Origin of the sequence: Streptomyces sp. PKU-EA00015 (genome assembly GCF_013387495.1) — a bacterium.
Classification (GTDB): domain Bacteria; phylum Actinomycetota; class Actinomycetes; order Streptomycetales; family Streptomycetaceae; genus Streptomyces.
On record NZ_JABZEE010000007.1, the window covers coordinates 190,897 to 207,334 of the forward strand.

Annotated in this window: 18 protein-coding genes; 15 read left to right on the forward strand and 3 right to left on the reverse strand. The window is 71.5% G+C overall.

Going from position 1 to position 16,438, the window contains the following annotated elements:
* Positions 1-24: 24 nt before the first annotated feature.
* The 3 genes from tuf (at position 25) to HW130_RS07335 (ending at position 2,850) form a co-directional block, all read left to right on the forward strand.
* Positions 25-1,218: an elongation factor Tu gene (gene tuf / locus HW130_RS07325; RefSeq protein ID WP_177148610.1), complete on the forward strand. Its 1,194-nt coding sequence runs from the start codon at positions 25-27 to the stop codon at positions 1,216-1,218.
* A gap of 169 nt (positions 1,219-1,387) precedes the next feature.
* The gene (locus HW130_RS07330) at positions 1,388-1,939 is read left to right on the forward strand and encodes a cysteine hydrolase family protein (protein ID WP_177148611.1); all 552 of its coding nucleotides are present in this window, start codon (positions 1,388-1,390) and stop codon (positions 1,937-1,939) included.
* Positions 1,936-2,850, forward strand: coding sequence for a GlxA family transcriptional regulator (locus HW130_RS07335; protein WP_177148612.1), 915 nt, complete (start codon positions 1,936-1,938; stop codon positions 2,848-2,850). The genes HW130_RS07330 and HW130_RS07335 overlap by 4 nt, the downstream gene beginning before the upstream one ends.
* 17 nt (positions 2,851-2,867) lie before the next feature.
* Here HW130_RS07335 and HW130_RS07340 read toward each other — a convergent pair whose 3' ends face one another.
* From HW130_RS07340 to HW130_RS07350, 3 genes are all read right to left on the reverse strand, one after another.
* A complete protein-coding gene (locus HW130_RS07340; protein WP_177148712.1) occupies positions 2,868-5,018 on the reverse strand; it encodes a PIG-L family deacetylase in 2,151 nt (716 codons plus the stop codon).
* Positions 5,019-5,222: 204 nt separating this feature from the next.
* The gene (locus HW130_RS07345) at positions 5,223-8,111 is read right to left on the reverse strand and encodes a poly(A) polymerase (RefSeq protein WP_177148613.1); all 2,889 of its coding nucleotides are present in this window, start codon (positions 8,109-8,111) and stop codon (positions 5,223-5,225) included.
* Positions 8,112-8,113: 2 nt separating this feature from the next.
* Entirely contained in the window at positions 8,114-9,784 is a 1,671-nt protein-coding gene (locus HW130_RS07350) for an RNA ligase family protein (protein WP_177148614.1), read from the reverse strand.
* Between the two features lie 101 nt (positions 9,785-9,885).
* Here HW130_RS07350 and HW130_RS07355 point away from each other — a divergent pair, with 101 nt between their 5' ends.
* From HW130_RS07355 to rpsQ, 12 genes are all read left to right on the forward strand, one after another.
* Positions 9,886-10,602, forward strand: coding sequence for a YoaK family protein (locus HW130_RS07355; RefSeq protein ID WP_177148615.1), 717 nt, complete (start codon positions 9,886-9,888; stop codon positions 10,600-10,602).
* A gap of 494 nt (positions 10,603-11,096) precedes the next feature.
* Complete coding sequence (gene rpsJ / locus HW130_RS07360; RefSeq protein ID WP_003948644.1) at positions 11,097-11,405, forward strand: 30S ribosomal protein S10; 309 nt, start codon at positions 11,097-11,099, stop codon at positions 11,403-11,405.
* Positions 11,406-11,419: 14 nt separating this feature from the next.
* Positions 11,420-12,064: a 50S ribosomal protein L3 gene (gene rplC, locus HW130_RS07365; RefSeq protein WP_005313592.1), complete on the forward strand. Its 645-nt coding sequence runs from the start codon at positions 11,420-11,422 to the stop codon at positions 12,062-12,064.
* A 5-nt stretch (positions 12,065-12,069) separates the two neighbouring features.
* Positions 12,070-12,723: a 50S ribosomal protein L4 gene (gene rplD, locus HW130_RS07370; protein ID WP_177148616.1), complete on the forward strand. Its 654-nt coding sequence runs from the start codon at positions 12,070-12,072 to the stop codon at positions 12,721-12,723.
* The gene (gene rplW, locus HW130_RS07375; protein ID WP_177148617.1) at positions 12,723-13,046 is read left to right on the forward strand and encodes a 50S ribosomal protein L23; all 324 of its coding nucleotides are present in this window, start codon (positions 12,723-12,725) and stop codon (positions 13,044-13,046) included. The genes rplD and rplW overlap by 1 nt, the downstream gene beginning before the upstream one ends.
* A 51-nt stretch (positions 13,047-13,097) precedes the next feature.
* The gene (gene rplB / locus HW130_RS07380) at positions 13,098-13,934 is read left to right on the forward strand and encodes a 50S ribosomal protein L2 (RefSeq protein WP_177148618.1); all 837 of its coding nucleotides are present in this window, start codon (positions 13,098-13,100) and stop codon (positions 13,932-13,934) included.
* 12 nt (positions 13,935-13,946) lie between these two features.
* Complete coding sequence (gene rpsS / locus HW130_RS07385; protein ID WP_177148619.1) at positions 13,947-14,228, forward strand: 30S ribosomal protein S19; 282 nt, start codon at positions 13,947-13,949, stop codon at positions 14,226-14,228.
* A 42-nt stretch (positions 14,229-14,270) separates the two neighbouring features.
* The gene (gene rplV / locus HW130_RS07390) at positions 14,271-14,618 is read left to right on the forward strand and encodes a 50S ribosomal protein L22 (protein WP_009327087.1); all 348 of its coding nucleotides are present in this window, start codon (positions 14,271-14,273) and stop codon (positions 14,616-14,618) included.
* Positions 14,618-15,445, forward strand: coding sequence for a 30S ribosomal protein S3 (gene rpsC / locus HW130_RS07395; RefSeq protein WP_177148620.1), 828 nt, complete (start codon positions 14,618-14,620; stop codon positions 15,443-15,445). Before rplV ends, rpsC begins: the two co-directional genes overlap by 1 nt.
* Positions 15,446-15,450: 5 nt before the next feature.
* On the forward strand, positions 15,451-15,870 hold the full coding sequence (gene rplP / locus HW130_RS07400) for a 50S ribosomal protein L16 (RefSeq protein WP_017949658.1): 420 nt from the start codon (positions 15,451-15,453) through the stop codon (positions 15,868-15,870).
* Positions 15,870-16,094 (forward strand): 50S ribosomal protein L29, encoded by a 225-nt coding sequence (gene rpmC / locus HW130_RS07405; protein WP_017949657.1) that lies wholly within the window; start codon positions 15,870-15,872, stop codon positions 16,092-16,094. Before rplP ends, rpmC begins: the two co-directional genes overlap by 1 nt.
* A complete protein-coding gene (gene rpsQ, locus HW130_RS07410; RefSeq protein ID WP_039656223.1) occupies positions 16,094-16,378 on the forward strand; it encodes a 30S ribosomal protein S17 in 285 nt (94 codons plus the stop codon). Before rpmC ends, rpsQ begins: the two co-directional genes overlap by 1 nt.
* Positions 16,379-16,438 lie beyond the last annotated feature (60 nt).

The window sequence follows — 16,438 nt, forward strand, 5'->3', positions numbered from 1 at the left end:
GAACCACTCCACAGGAGGACCCCAGTGGCGAAGGCGAAGTTCGAGCGGACTAAGCCGCACGTCAACATCGGCACCATCGGTCACATCGACCACGGTAAGACGACCCTCACGGCCGCCATTACCAAGGTGCTGCACGACGCGTACCCGGACCTGAACGAGGCCTCGGCCTTCGACCAGATCGACAAGGCTCCTGAGGAGCGCCAGCGCGGTATCACCATCTCCATCGCGCACGTCGAGTACCAGACCGAGTCGCGTCACTACGCCCACGTCGACTGCCCCGGTCACGCGGACTACATCAAGAACATGATCACCGGTGCTGCCCAGATGGACGGCGCCATCCTCGTGGTCGCCGCCACCGACGGCCCGATGCCGCAGACCAAGGAGCACGTGCTCCTGGCCCGCCAGGTCGGCGTTCCGTACATCGTCGTCGCCCTGAACAAGGCCGACATGGTGGACGACGAGGAGATCCTGGAGCTCGTCGAGCTCGAGGTGCGTGAGCTCCTCTCCGAGTACGAGTTCCCGGGCGACGACCTGCCGGTCGTCAAGGTCTCGGCGCTCAAGGCTCTCGAGGGCGACAAGGAGTGGGGCCAGTCGGTCCTGAACCTGATGGCCGCCGTCGACGAGGCGATCCCGCAGCCCGAGCGTGACGTCGACAAGCCGTTCCTGATGCCGATCGAGGACGTCTTCACGATCACCGGTCGTGGCACCGTCGTCACCGGCCGTATCGAGCGTGGTGTCCTCAAGGTCAACGAGACCGTCGACATCGTCGGTATCAAGCAGGAGAAGACCACCACCACGGTCACCGGCATCGAGATGTTCCGCAAGCTGCTCGACGAGGGCCAGGCCGGTGAGAACGTCGGTCTGCTCCTCCGTGGCATCAAGCGCGAGGACGTCGAGCGCGGCCAGGTCATCATCAAGCCCGGTTCGGTCACGCCGCACACCGAGTTCGAGGCCCAGGCCTACATCCTGTCCAAGGACGAGGGTGGCCGCCACACGCCGTTCTTCAACAACTACCGTCCGCAGTTCTACTTCCGTACGACTGACGTGACCGGTGTTGTGACCCTCCCCGAGGGCACCGAGATGGTCATGCCGGGCGACAACACCCAGATGTCCGTCCAGCTGATCCAGCCGGTCGCCATGGAAGAGGGCCTGAAGTTCGCCATCCGTGAGGGTGGCCGGACCGTGGGCGCCGGCCAGGTCACCAAGATCAACAAGTAATTGTCGATCTGACCTGGTAGCTCGCTGAGCTGCAAGAAGGGCCCCGCACCCGTTCGGTGCGGGGCCCTTCGTCATGTCCGGGCAGCGGGGGGCCGTTGACCGGATTGTTCCGCCACCGGCCCGGATCGGGCCTGCCGCTCAAGGGTCGTGCCTGGTCAGAATGGGTGCCATGAGACGAGCGCTGATAGTCATCGATGTCCAGGAGTCCTTCCGGGCCCGCCCGCTGTGGGAGCAGATCGCCGACCCGAAGATCGCCGAACCGGTGAACAGGCTGGTCCGCCTGGCCCGTTCGGCCGGGGACCTCGTCGTCTGGGTGCTGCACCACGAGCCCGGCAGCGGCGGCGCGTTCGACCCTGCCCTCGGGCACGTACGGCCGCTGGAGGAGCTGGAGCGGCCTGCGGAGGGGGAACCGGTCCTGCACAAGACCTCGCACAACGCCTTCACCACGACCAACCTGCAGCAGCTCCTGACCGCCGCCGGCGTGGGCGAGCTGTGGGTGTGCGGCATCCGTACGGAACAGTGCGTGGAGACGACCACCCGCGTGGGCAGCGACCTCGGCTACCGGATGGTCTTCGTCACCGACGCCACCACGACGAATCCGATCGGCGACCTCAGCGCCGAGGCGATCATCGAGCGCACGGAGGCGGTACTGCGCGACCGGTTCGCCCGGATCGCCACGGTTGCCGAACTGGAGGCGGAAGCGGGAGCATCCGGGACGTGACCCAGGTCGTCTTCGTCCTCGTCCCCGGCGTCCACCTGCTCGACCTGGCCGGACCCGCCCAGGTCTTCGGCACGGCGGCCGACTTCGGGCATCCCTACCGGCTCTCCTACGTGGCCGAGCAGGAGCAGGTGCCCAGCGCCCAGGGTCTGCCGCTCGCCGCGCGGACCTGCTGGCCGGAGCTGGGACCGGACGACCTGGTCGTGGTGCCGGGCTGGCGCGCGCCCACGCTGCGCGGCGGCCCGCTCCCCGGGCCGGCCCTGCTGGAGCGGCTGCGTGCCCACCACGCCGCCGGCGGCAGCGTCGCCAGCGTGTGCGCGGGGGCGGAGGCGCTGGGGCTCGCGGGACTGCTCGACGGGCGCCGGTGCACCACGCACCACGGGCTCCAGGACGAGCTGGCGGCGCGCCACCCGCGGGCGGTCGTCGTCAGGGACGTGCTGTTCACCACCGACGACCGGGTGGTGACCTCGGCCGGCATCGCCAGTGGGATCGACCTGGCGCTGCACCTGCTCGCGGGCCGGCACGGACCGGCGCTCGCCGCGCGGGTCGCGCGCGAGATGGTGGTCTACGCCCGCCGCAACGGGCACGAGCCGCAGGCCAGCGCCATGCTGCGGCACCGCTCCCATGTGGACGACACCGTCCACCGCGTGCAGGACCTCATCGACGCCCGCTTCGCCGAACCCCTCCCGCTGGCCCGCCTCGCCGCCTCGGCCGGGGTCAGCGAGCGCACCCTGACCCGGCTGTTCGCCCGCGCCACGGGCGGCCTCACGCCCCTGCGCTACCAGCAGACGCTGCGGGTCGAACGGGCCGAGCACCTGGTCGGTCAGGGCGCGACGGTGGAGAGCGCGGCGCGCGAGGTGGGCTTCGAGGACGCCCGGATGCTGCGCAGACTCCGGGCGCGGACATCCTTCTGACGCGGCCTCAGCGCATCTCAGCCCTCGGTGCGGGGACGGGGGGACCACGTCCACGGGTGCGCGTCCGCGCCCAGGCCGACGACGGTCGCGGCGTCGCCGGCGCCCAGGTGCAGCGTGGGGGTGTCGATGCTCTGCGCCCCCGTCGTACGGGTCAGCAGGCGGCCCGCGAAACGGAGTTGGATCCGCCCGCGCAGGTCCTTGCCGAGCAGGACGGCGCCTCCCGTGCCCGTGGCCGCGCGGACGGGCCCGTACCCCTCGAAGCGGACCGCCGGCAGCCGCCTGCCGTCGGGGCGTACGCAGGTCAGCGTGGCCGCCGCGGTGCCGCGGGAGTCCGTCGGCGTCGCTCTCCTGTAGGGCCGCTCCTGCCGGTACAGCAACTGGAGCGACCCGTCGGCGGCGGTCAGGGCGGCCGGAGCCTCCACGGCGACCGGCAGCGCGCCGCCGGGACGGTGGACCACGGCCCCGCCGGGCGCGTCCTGCGCCCAGTGGTGCACGGTGTCGTGGCCCGAGGCGAAGAGGTGGACGCGGCCTTCGGCGTCGACCGCCGTGGTCAGCCCGTCCTGGATCTCGCCGCCCCCGAGGTCCTGCCAGCCGCTCCAGCTCCCGTCGGCCTGCCGAACCCGGCCGCTGACGCCCTTGTCCGCGTTGCGCACGAACAGGTGCACCCGGCCGTCCGGTGCCGTGACGGCCACCGGCACACCGATACGCCGGCCGCGGTCGTCGTCGTGCTCCGGATTGCCGAGCCCGCGCCAGGCGAGGAACGGGCCGCCGGCCGAGCGCTGCTCCAGCAGCACGATCTCGCGGGCGTTGTCCCCGCCGTGTCCGGCGACGGCCGCGAACCGCAGTCCGAACAGCAGCTGCCTGCCGTCCGCCAGCGCGGTGGCGCCCATCGCCGGCGCGAGCGGGCCGCCGCCGAGGTCGTCCGGCTCTCCCCAGCGGCCGCTGCCGGGCTCGGTCTCACGCCAGCGGACGGCCCTCAGCCCCAGCACGCCGTAGGCGGACAGCCGTCCGTCCGGTTCGGTGGCGACCGCGGTGCGGGGGCCGGGGTAGCGGTAGTGGGTCGAGCGGACCCAGCCCTTCTTGTTCTTGAGCGGCCGCTTGCCGCCGACGTTGTAGTCGCCGCAGCCGGCCGCGTTGCCGCAGTCCCAGTCGGCGTGACCGCCGTACGGGACGAGGTGGGCCGCCTTGCGGCCCAGCACGGCGGTGGGGAGGTTCTTCGGCCAGTGCCGGTTGTAGTAGCCGCGGAAGGAGGTGGCCACGAAGGCGGGCACCTCGCCGCCGTCCTGCGTCGCCTCGGCCACCCAGCGGACCATGGCCGCCCAGCTGAACGACGCCACCGCCGTGTGGTCGGCGTGGTCGGAGTAGCCGCGCTGCTCGCTGTCCTTCCTGCGGGTCGCCTCGTCGCTGTGCTGGATGTCGGGGTCCGGGTCCAGGGTCTGCACGACGGTCGGCCGGTAGCGCTCCATCAGCCCGACCAGGACGTCGACGAGCTGGTCGTAGTCGTACGAGTCGGCCTTGCGGAGGGGGGAGTCGTCGGCGACGACGGTCGCGAGGCCGAGCGCCCGGTCCTGCCACAGGCTCGGCAGGCCCATCCGGCCGCCGCGGGCCGTGTGCATGGCGAGGTTGAGGAAGATCAGCTCGACCCGGCGGGCGCCGTTCGCCAGCGTGTTGATCTCCGCGCGCCGGTCGCCGCGCAGGGTGGCGACGCCCTTCTGCCAGTCGGTGAACCGGTCGAGGCCGAGCAGCTCGGCGTACGCCTGCCGAAGGCCCTGGTGACGGGCCGAGGAGTACGCGCTCTTGTCCGACAGGACGTCCCAGTTCCCCGGTATGTGGTTCTTGCCGTCCGCCTCGCCCGCGGTGACGTACACGCAGACCAGCGGGACCCCGGCGTCCAGCATCTGCTGCGTGTCCGGGTTCATGAAGTACAGGTCGTCGTCCGGGTGCGCCAGGATCTGCATCAGCTGCGCACGCCGGGAGCTGGCTATCGGAATGCCGGGCGCCGGATCGGCCACCGGCCCCTTCCGCCGAGGGGCGGGAACGGAACAGGCGCCGAGCACGCCCGTGCCGGCGAGGGCCGCGAGCGCCGTGACGGCGGCGACGACACTGCGGCGGCGCGGTCCCGGTCGCCGGACGGCGTCCTGATGGTTCTCGCGCGCGGCTGTGGGCAGCGCGCGGACAGCTCTGTCGTTCACCGGTGATGCTCCGTCCGCTTCCCCCCGCAGCGGACGGGCAATACCGTGCCCCCGTCTGCGTACTGTGATCTCCCCAAGTGCGGACGGGCTGGTCAGGAACCCCTTCCGCGATCAGCAAGACGGCGGCGACCGGGCCCGGGTTGCCTGGGAACGCGTGTGCTCTTCGCCGCTCTCCGGCGGTCAGCGCAGCGTGGGCACGTCCCCGCCCTCGGCGCGCGTCAGCGTCACACCGGCGAGCCCCCGCAGCCACCGGTCCGCGATCCGTTCGAGCACGTCCCGGTCCGGCGGGGTGGCGCCCAGTCCGATCGCGAGGCGGAGCGGGTCCCAGCCGAACGGTCGGGGCCAGGCGTGGACGTCGGGGGACGCCTCGGAGAGCTCGGTGAGCAGCGCGCGCATCCGGCCCCGTACCCGGCCCTCGGCCGGACCCGGCGGCACGGTCACGACCGCCCACGCCGCGTGCCGGCGGTGCAGCGGAGGCGTGGACAGCAGGCCGGCGGGACCCTGCTCCAGGACCTCCCAGGCGCGGAACAGCTCCTGGGTGAGCAGGTCGCGCATGCCCGGTGTGACCTGGTCGCTGCACGGGCGTACCGGCTCGGAGGGAGTCAGGATCACCACGGGCAGGTCCGGCGCGCCGGCACGGGGCGCGCCCGCGGGCAGGTCCGGGGCGCCCGCACCGGACGCGACCACCGGTTCGCGCCAGTCCCAGGCCGCCCACGTCGCGAAGAAGTGCCGCAGCAGTTCGGCGGGCGGCAGGTCGCCCGCCTCGCGGACGGTACCGGCCGCCAGCAGGGACCACGCCAGCCCGGGCAGCCCGCCGAACGGCGCCGAGTCCAGGCCGCGCGCCTTGGCCCACGCCTTGACCTCCCGGGCCAGCCGGGCGAACGCCTCCCGGCGGTCGCCGGCCAGCGCGAGGACCGCTTCGGCGTCGCTGACGGCGCTGAGCGCGATCGCCGCCGCCGCGCCCAGTTCCCTGCGGTGCTCGACGGCGGTGGCGGGGTCGGCCGCGCCGGTGGGGACCACGACCAGGTCCACGGTCAGGCCGCCGACGTCCGTGCGCAGACCGGGGACCCGGGCACCGACCACCTCCCGTACGTCCGCCGCCTCGGGCAGCGCCGCCGCCAGCCGGGCGCGTACGTCCTCCAGCCGGGCATCGCCCGGCAGCGCCGCCACCAGGTCCAGGTCCGCGCCGGGCAGGGCGCAGCCCATGCGCCGGGAGCCCACCACGTGGACGACACCGTCGTCGAGCGCGTCCGCCACGCGCTCCGCGACGCGGGCGGCGCGCGGGGTGTCGTCGGCGGATTCGGCCGGCCCAGCGGAGGGCACCGTGTCGTCCTTCGTCTCCGTCGAGGAGGCCGCCGCGGGGGAGTGGCGTGGGCCGCCGGCCGGGTCCGCGGCGTCCGCCTCCTCCGGCGTCCAGCGCACCTCGCCGGTGCCCAGCGACACCGTCGCCCGGACCCGCATCGGCTCGGCGCCCCGGCGCGAGAGAAGCGCCAGTTCGCCGACGCGCACCGGCATCGGGGCGAGGCGGGCGGTGCACTCGGCGGCCAGGGCGTGCGGGTCCGTGGTCCGGCCCAGGGTGAGGTGCGGGGTGAAGCCCTCGCGGTGGCCGCGGCAGCCCGGGAACCGCCGGGCCAGCGCCTCCCGCAGGGCCGCCCACGGCTCCTCGCCGCCGGCCGCCGGGTCCAGCCACACCGTGGCGTCGTCGCGGTGCCCGAACCACTGCACGCCCGCGAGCCGGGCCTCGAAGGGCGCGCTCGCCGCGACCGCCGCCGCGACGAGCGGGGCCGCCTGCTCGAACGCATGCTCCGGCACGAATCCGAAGAGCAGGTTGACGTGCGGCGGCCAGCGGCGGATCTGCGGGTCGTGGTCCGCGCGGATCTCCTGCAGCGCAGGCCAGACCTCACGCGGCGGGATCCACGCCAGCGCCGTACGGGCCGTCGCCCGTACGTCCAGCACCTCGGCCGACTCCTCGCCCCCGAGATCCAGGTCGGCCCGTACGCCGTAGTGGTCCGAGATGTACAGGCCCTCCGCCGTGGGCGTGTCGCCGTGCAGCGCGGCCTCCCGCACCCGCAGCGCCTCCGCGCGCAGCAGCACGCGGTCCAGCCGGGAGGCCCGCCCGGTCAGCGAGGACACCGCGGCCAGCGGATTGACGCCCGGGTCGAAGGTGGGCGTCGTGTCGCTCCGGCCGCAGGCCTCGCTCCAGGCGTCGCGCATCCCGAGTGCCGCCGCCGGTGCGTCCGTACCGTCGTTGAAGTCGCCCATCAGGACGACGTCGCCGTCCAGGGACGCCAACCCCTCGGCGATGCTTGCCAGTTCGGTGTCACGCCGCCCCGCGCCGTCGTCCGAGTGGTCGCTGCTCAGATGCGTCGCGGCCACCGTGACCGGCCCCGCTCCCGTCTCCACGACGAGCGCGGTCACCGCCTTGTGCGAGCCGAGCTCGTGGTGCCCTGCCTCCCGTACGGGCAGCCTGCTCAGCAGGAGCAGACCGCACTCGTCGACGTCCCGCGCACCCGGATCGGCGCCCAGCGTGTACGCCTCGCGCACCCAGGGCTCGCCGAGCACCATCGTGAGCAGCCGGGGCTCGACCTCCTGGAGCGCGATGACGTCGGCGTCGGCCTCGCGCAGGGCGGCCAGCAGCAGCGGCCTGCGCAGGGCGGTGTCGATGCGGCCGGCGTCGTAGCGGTCCCACAGGGTGTTCCAGGTCAGCACGCGCAGGCGGCCCGTGCGCACGGCCCCCTTGGGCGTGCGCGCGGGCACCCAGTCGGCGCCGTCCCACACGTGCGGCGTCCGGGCGGCGAAGAACGGCGCCCGCAGCCGGCGCGCCTCGCGCACCCGCCCGGCGTCCGTGTCGTCCATCCGGTCCACGCCGGAGGTCCGGTCCCAGACCACCTCGCCGTCGGCCTCGAAGAAGAGGACCCGGTGCCAGGGGATGTCGCCGCCGGGCACGAACGCGGGCAGCGGTACGCGCCCCGGCGCGGCCCCGCGCTGCAGGACGCCGATCACGAAGCGGGCCGGGTCGAAACGCGCGTCCCAGCGCACCCGGTGGTAGATCTCCTCGCTGGTACGCACCGCTACACCTCCTCCTCGATCGTCCCGCTCGCCCCGATGTACCAGGTGCGGTGCGCCTGGCCCGGATACGGCGGGCCGAAGCGGTGCAACTGGGCGGCGAGGACGGCAGGCGGCACCGGGTGCTCCCGCACGCCGTTGCGCCGGACCAGCTCGTCCTCGCCGACGAGGACGACGGCGTGGGTGACCAGGGCGTCACGGCGCCGCGCGACCGCGTGCACCAGGGAGCGCTGCTGCTGGTTGAGCGAGGTCGCGTCCCACACCGCGGTGCCGCCCGCCGCCAGGGCGGCGTCCAGCCGGTCGAGCCCCGCGCGCAGGATCTCCGCGTTGGCCTTCTGATCGGCGCGGGAACCGCGGGCCTCGCGCAGGTCGTCGAGCGAGACGTACGCGTCCACCCCGGCGAGGCCCCGTGCGAACGTGCTCTTGCCGCTGCCCGCAGGGCCCACGGTCTGGACGAGCTTCGGGAAGTCGCCGGCGCGCCACTGCCAGGTCGCCGCGACGGCCTCCTCGGCCGAGCCGATCCGCCCGAGCGCGTACGCCTCGCGCGCCTCGGCCCGGCAGCGGGCCGCGGCGTCCGGCTCCAGGTCCGCGAACACCTCGGCCAGCTCTGCGATCGGTGCGGCGTCCTCGGCGTGCAGCGCCGACCACTCCACCTGCTCGCGCGCCTCGGCGCTCGGGGCCGTCGCCCGGGCGACGGCGTGCAGGACGCCGAGGTCGGCGGCGTACGACATGCGCACCAGACCGGCCCGCCGGTCCTCGTCCGGATAGGGCCGGTGCAGCGCCGGGGCCAGCCCGACGAGGTCCGCCACGCGCCGGGCGAGCGGCATGCCGAGCACCGCGGCCAGCTCGGGCGCGAGCCACGCCCGCCGGCTGCCGTGCAGCAGTGCGGCCAGGACGCCCGAGAGCCGGGCGTCGCCCGTGACGCCCGCGACCTCCAGCCTGCCGAGGGCCGCCGCGTCGCCGCCGGGCACCCCGAGCGCGGCGGCCAGTGCCGCCGCGTCGGCGGGAGCGCCCGAACGCACCGCCCACAGCGGCGCGTTCGGGCCGAGCCCGTTCGCCACGACGGCCGCGTGCATCCAGTGCGTACCGGTCTGCACATGACCGCCACGCACCCACTTGGCCACGTGCAGGCCGAACTCCTCGGCGGGGAACCCCTCGGCGGTCCGGACGACGTACCCCTCCTGCCGCGTGAGGTCGAGCCTCAGTGCGCGCAGCGCCCGCTCGGCCCGCTCGGCGGTTTCGTCGAGGAGTCCCCGCCACAGCACGCGCGGCACGGGAATGCCGAGGTCCCGCAGAAACGCCACCGTCCGGTCCCAGTCGAGGCAGCGTCCCTCGTCGTCCCACACGGAGAACCCGTAGAAGTAGCCGTCCAGGTCGTCGTACGCGATCGAGTGCCGGGCGTACATGTTCTCGCCGCACACCCGCCAGCCCTCGGGGACGGCGTGTCCGATGCGTCCGTGCAGCGCCTTGACCCAGGCCCGGGAGGGGTGGTGAGCCGAGTCGAGGGACCGGGCGTGCAGACCGTCGCGGTACAGCGTGGTGTTCTCGCCGTCGAGCTTCTCGGTGACGACGACCTCGCGCCCCAGTAGTCCGCGCAGGTCGGTGACCCGCACATCGTCTGCGGTCGCCCCTGGTGACCAGGGCAGATGTCGTGTCCTCGGATAGTGCGTACGCATGGTGACCGTTCCCCCGTGACAGCGGCTGCGCGGTCACTGTAAGTGTGCGCCCCGACGTGCTTCGACGGGTTTTCCCTGCGGGGCGACCGTATCGTCCCGGTATGAGACCCGAACCGGGGCCCGCCCTCAGCGCGACCCTCGTCGTGCTGGCCTTCGCCACCGGGGCGGTCGAGGCCGTCAGCTTCCTCGCCCTGGGGCCGGTCTTCACCGCGATGCAGACGGGCAACGTGCTCTTCCTCGGCTTCGCCGTCGCAGGGGAGGGCGGGCTGTCCCCGGCGGTGGCCGCCGTCTCGCTGGCCGGGTTCGCGCTGGGCGCCGTCGCCGGCTCCACGGTCGAGTCCGCCGTCGACGCGCGGGGCCGCAGGTGGTTCGTGGCCGCGCTCGCCGGGGAGGCGGTGCTGCTGGGGCTCGCGGTGCTGGTCGCGTGGCGTGCCGGGGTCGAGGCCACGGGCGGGCCCCTCGCAGGACCGCACTTCGCGGTGATCGCCCTCGTGGCCTGCGCCATGGGCGTGCGCAACGTGACGATGCTGCGGGTGCATGTCCCGGACATGCCCACGACGGTGGCGACCCGGGCGATGGCCGGCCTGTTCGGGGGCCTGCCGTTCGCGCTGGACACCCGGACCCCCTCCGGCGCGCGGGCCGAGGGGCGCCGCGTCGTCTCGGTCGGCGCGATGTTCGCGGGCGCGCTGGCCGGAGCCTGGCTGCTGCGCCAGTCGGTGCACCCCGCGGTGGTGCTGGCCGTACCGGCCGCGCTGACCCTCGTGCTGGGGCTCGGCTTCTGGATGGCTCCGGGGGCACGCACCTCGGAGCCGGGCTGAGAGGCGCTGGGCCGGAGGGGTGGCGGCGGATGCGGCAGGCACGGACGGGAGCCCTGCCGAGCGGCCCCGGTCAAGGGCTTCCAGGGAGTGAACCGCGTGCCGCGGTTTGACACGCAACCCCCGCGGGGTAATCTCTTCGGCTCGATTGGCCACGGGCCCCGAGCGTGTGGCAGACTGTCCGGGTTGCTCGGTTGAGTGCCGATGCTGCGCGCCTCCCGCCGGGAGGACCGGAAGCGAGTCCCACAGTACTCGTCGATCCCACGCGGGTCGGACGTACGGGAATCTTCCGGGAAGTGTCAGCGGGGTACCGGCCAGGCACTCGGTGGGAGCTCTTCCCCCGATGCGCGGTCTCGGCCCGTGCCCCCTTGGTTGGGAAATCCTTCGGGAGATCTTCGTAGAGGGAGTGCGACACGCCCGACCGCGTGGGTCGGAGAAGAGAGCAGGACTCGCCGAGTTCCAGAGCGTTTCACTAGACAAAGGACTACTGAGTAGCCATGGCGGGACAGAAGATCCGCATCCGGCTCAAGGCCTACGACCACGAGGTCATCGACTCCTCGGCGAAGAAGATCGTCGAGACGGTGACTCGCACTGGTGCGTCGGTCGCAGGCCCGGTGCCGCTGCCCACTGAGAAGAACGTGTACTGCGTCATCAAGTCGCCGCACAAGTACAAGGACTCGCGCGAGCACTTCGAGATGCGCACGCACAAGCGCCTGATCGACATCCTCGACCCGACGCCCAAGACCGTTGACTCGTTGATGCGCCTGGACCTTCCGGCCGGCGTCGACATCGAGATCAAGCTCTGAGAGGCGCGGAAGAGATGGCTAAGCAGATCAAGGGCGTCCTGGGCGAGAAGCTCGGCATGACCCAGGTCTGGGACGAGAACAACCGTGTCGTCCCGGTGACCGTCGTCAAGGCCGGGCCCTGCGTCGTTACCCAGGTCCGTACGAACGACATCGACGGCTACGAGTCGGTCCAGATCGCCTTCGGCGAGATCGACCCGCGCAAGGTGAACAAGCCCCTCAAGGGCCACTTCGCCAAGGCCGACGTGACCCCCCGCCGCCACCTGGTGGAGCTCCGCACCCCTGACGCCAGCGAGTACACGCTGGGCCAGGAGATCACTGCCGAGGTGTTCGAGTCCGGCGTCAAGGTCGACGTCACGGGCAAGAGCAAGGGCAAGGGCTTCGCCGGTGTCATGAAGCGTCACAACTTCAAGGGCCTCGGCGCCGGTCACGGCACCCAGCGCAAGCACCGCTCTCCCGGTTCCATCGGTGGCTGCGCCACCCCGGGCCGTGTGTTCAAGGGCCTCCGCATGGCGGGCCGTATGGGCAACGAGCGGGTCACCACCCAGAACCTGACCGTTCACGCCGTTGACGCGGAGAAGGGCCTGCTCCTCATCAAGGGCGCAGTTCCTGGTCCGAACGGCGGCCTGGTCCTGGTCCGCACTGCGGCCAAGGGGGCCTGAGGACTATGAGCACCATTGACATTCTGTCGCCCGCAGGCGACAAGACCGGGACCGTCGAGCTCCCGGCCGAGATCTTCGACGCCAAGGTCAGCGTCCCGCTGATCCACCAGGTCGTCGTCGCGCAGCTGGCCGCTGCCCGTCAGGGCACGCACAAGGTCAAGACGCGTGGCGAGGTCCGCGGTGGTGGCAAGAAGCCTTACCGCCAGAAGGGCACCGGCCGCGCCCGCCAGGGTTCGACCCGTGCGCCGCAGTTCGCCGGCGGTGGCGTCGTCCACGGCCCCGTGCCGCGTGACTACTCGCAGCGGACCCCGAAGAAGATGAAGGCCGCCGCCCTGCGCGGTGCCCTCTCGGACCGGGCCCGCCACTCGCGTATCCACGTCGTCTCCGGCGTGGTCGAGGGCGAGGTCTCCACCAAGGCCGCCAAGACGCTGTTCGGCAAGATCTCGGAGCGCAAGAACCTGCTCCTGGTCGCGGACCGCAGCGACGAGGCCGCGTGGCTGTCCGCCCGCAACCTGCCCCAGGTCCACATCCTGGAGCCGGGCCAGCTGAACACGTACGACGTGCTCGTCTCCGACGACGTGGTCTTCACCCAGGCCGCCTTCGAGTCCTTCGTGTCCGGCCCCAAGGCCGCCAACGACACCGAAGGGAGCGAGGCCTGATGTCCGAGGCCACGATCACCAGCAAGACCTTCACGGACCCGCGCGACATTCTCGTCAAGCCGGTTGTGTCCGAGAAGAGCTACGCGCTGCTGGACGAGAACAAGTACACGTTCATCGTCGACCCGCGTGCCAACAAGACCCAGATCAAGCAGGCCGTCGAGGCGGTCTTCTCGGTCAAGGTCACCGGGGTCAACACGATCAACCGCCAGGGCAAGCGCAAGCGCACCCGCACCGGTTTCGGCAAGCGCGCCAACACCAAGCGCGCCATCGTGACCCTTGCTGAGGGCGACCGTATCGACATCTTCGGCGGTCCGACCGCCTGAGGGCGGCTGGAGCGTCCAGATTTCGGAATAGCTTCCGAGGACTGAGAGACAATGGGTATCCGCAAGTACAAGCCGACGACTCCGGGCCGTCGTGGCTCCAGCGTCGCCGACTTCGTCGAGATCACGCGGTCCACGCCGGAGAAGTCGCTGGTCCGCCCCCTGCACAGCAAGGGCGGCCGTAACAACACCGGTCGTGTGACCGTCCGTCACCAGGGCGGTGGCCACAAGCGCGCCTACCGCGTGATCGACTTCCGTCGTCACGACAAGGACGGCGTGCCGGCCAAGGTCGCTCACATCGAGTACGACCCGAACCGCACCGCGCGCATCGCGCTCCTGCACTACGCAGACGGCGAGAAGCGCTACATCATCGCGCCGCGTGGCCTGAACCAGGGCGACCGTGTCGAGAACGGCCCGGCCGCCGACATCAAGCCCGGCAACAACCTGGCGCTGCGCAACATCCCGGTCGGTACGACCATCCACGCCATCGAGCTGCGGCCCGGCGGCGGCGCGAAGTTCGCCCGCTCCGCGGGTGCCTCCGTGCAGCTGCTGGCGAAGGAGGGCCAGATGGCCCACCTGCGTATGCCGTCCGGCGAGATCCGCCTGGTCGACGTCCGCTGCCGCGCCACCATCGGCGAGGTCGGCAACGCCGAGCAGTCGAACATCAACTGGGGCAAGGCCGGCCGCAAGCGCTGGCTGGGCGTTCGCCCGACCGTTCGCGGTGTGGCGATGAACCCGGTTGACCACCCGCACGGTGGTGGTGAGGGCAAGACCTCCGGTGGTCGCCACCCGGTCTCCCCGTGGGGTCAGAAGGAGGGTCGTACTCGTTCTCCCAAGAAGGCGAGCAACAAGTACATCGTCCGCCGCCGCAAGACGAACAAGAAGCGCTAGGAGCGGGTTTAGATGCCGCGCAGTCTCAAGAAGGGGCCCTTCGTCGACGACCACCTGATCAAGAAGGTGGATTCGCAGAACGAAGCCGGCACCAAGAACGTCATCAAGACCTGGTCCCGTCGCTCGATGATCGTCCCGGCCATGCTGGGCCACACGATCGCGGTGCACAACGGCAAGACCCACGTCCCGGTGTTCGTCACCGAGTCCATGGTCGGCCACAAGCTCGGCGAGTTCTCGCCGACTCGCACCTTCCGCGGCCACGTCAAGGACGACCGGAAGTCGAAGCGCCGCTAAGGCGGGGTGGAACGACTAATGACTTACACCGAAGGGACAACCATGGAAGCCAGGGCCCAGGCGCGGTACATCCGCGTCACGCCCATGAAGGCCCGCCGCGTGGTGGACCTCATCCGTGGCATGGATGCCACGGAGGCTCAGGCGGTCCTGCGTTTCGCCCCGCAGGCCGCGAGCGTGCCGGTCGGCAAGGTGCTGGACAGCGCCATTGCCAACGCCGCGCACAACTACGACCACACGGACGCCTCTTCGCTGTTCATCAGCGAGGCGTACGTGGACGAGGGCCCGACCCTGAAGCGGTTCCGTCCGCGTGCTCAGGGCCGTGCCTACCGGATCCGTAAGCGGACCAGCCACATCACCGTGGTCGTCAGCAGCAAGGAAGGAACCCGGTAATGGGCCAGAAGGTAAACCCGCACGGGTTCCGGCTCGGTATCACCACGGACTTCAAGTCCCGCTGGTACGCCGACAAGCTGTACAAGGACTACGTCAAGGAAGACGTCGCCATCCGTCGGATGATGACGTCCGGCATGGAGCGCGCCGGTATCTCGAAGGTTGAGATCGAGCGCACCCGTGACCGCGTGCGGGTGGACATCCACACCGCGCGTCCCGGCATCGTCATCGGCCGCCGTGGCGCCGAGGCCGACCGCATCCGCGGCGACCTCGAGAAGCTCACGGGCAAGCAGGTCCAGCTGAACATCCTCGAGGTCAAGAACCCCGAGGTCGACGCTCAGCTCGTGGCCCAGGCCGTTGCCGAGCAGCTGTCCTCCCGCGTCTCCTTCCGCCGTGCCATGCGCAAGAGCATGCAGTCGGCCATGAAGGCGGGCGCCAAGGGCATCAAGATCCAGTGTGGCGGCCGTCTCGGCGGCGCCGAGATGTCCCGCTCGGAGTTCTACCGCGAGGGCCGTGTGCCGCTGCACACGCTCCGCGCGAACGTCGAGTACGGCTTCTTCGAGGCCAAGACCACCTTCGGCCGCATCGGCGTGAAGGTCTGGATCTACAAGGGCGACGTCAAGAACATCGCCGAGGTCCGCGCCGAGAACGCTGCTGCCCGCGCCGGCAACCGCCCGGCCCGTGGCGGCGCCGACCGCCCGGCCCGTGGTGGCCGCGGTGGCGAGCGTGGCGGTCGCGGTCGCAAGCCGCAGCAGGCTGCTGCTGCCGAGGCCCCCAAGGCCGAGGCCGCTGCCGCCGCTCCGGCTGAGAGCACCGGAACGGAGGCCTGACCGAAATGCTGATCCCCCGTAGGGTCAAGCACCGCAAGCAGCACCACCCGAAGCGCAGCGGTATGTCCAAGGGTGGTACGCAGGTTGCGTTCGGCGAGTACGGCATCCAGGCCCTCACTCCGGCGTACGTGACCAACCGCCAGATCGAGGCGGCTCGTATCGCGATGACCCGCCACATCAAGCGTGGCGGCAAGGTCTGGATCAACATCTACCCGGACCGCCCGCTGACCAAGAAGCCTGCCGAGACCCGCATGGGTTCCGGTAAGGGTTCCCCGGAGTGGTGGGTCGCGAACGTCAAGCCCGGTCGGGTGATGTTCGAACTGTCCTACCCGAACGAGAAGATTGCTCGTGAGGCGCTCACCCGCGCTGCTCACAAGCTTCCGATGAAGTGCCGCATCGTTCGGCGCGAGGCAGGTGAGGCGTGATGTCGGCCGGAACCAAGGCGTCCGAGCTGCGCGAGCTGGGCAACGAGGAGCTTGTTGCCAAGCTCCGCGAGGCCAAGGAAGAGCTGTTCAACCTCCGCTTCCAGGCGGCGACCGGTCAGCTCGAGAACCACGGCCGGCTGAAGGCCGTCCGCAAGGACATCGCCCGGATCTACACCCTGATGCGTGAGCGTGAGCTGGGCATCGAGACGGTGGAGAGCGCCTGATGAGCGAGAGCAACGTGACTGAGAACAAGGAAGCCCGCGGTTTCCGCAAGACCCGTGAGGGTCTGGTCGTCAGCGACAAGATGGACAAGACCGTCGTCGTCGCCGTCGAGGACCGCGTGAAGCACGCGCTGTACGGCAAGGTCATCCGCCGTACGAACAAGCTCAAGGCGCACGACGAGCAGAACGCCGCGGGCGTCGGCGACCGTGTCCTCCTCATGGAGACCCGGCCGCTGTCCGCGACGAAGCGCTGGCGCGTCGTCGAGATCCTCGAGAAGGCCAAGTAATCGCTTGAAGGGGTAACCCTTCGAGTTCGTTCCGCCAGGCTCGGTGGGGGCTTTCCCTCG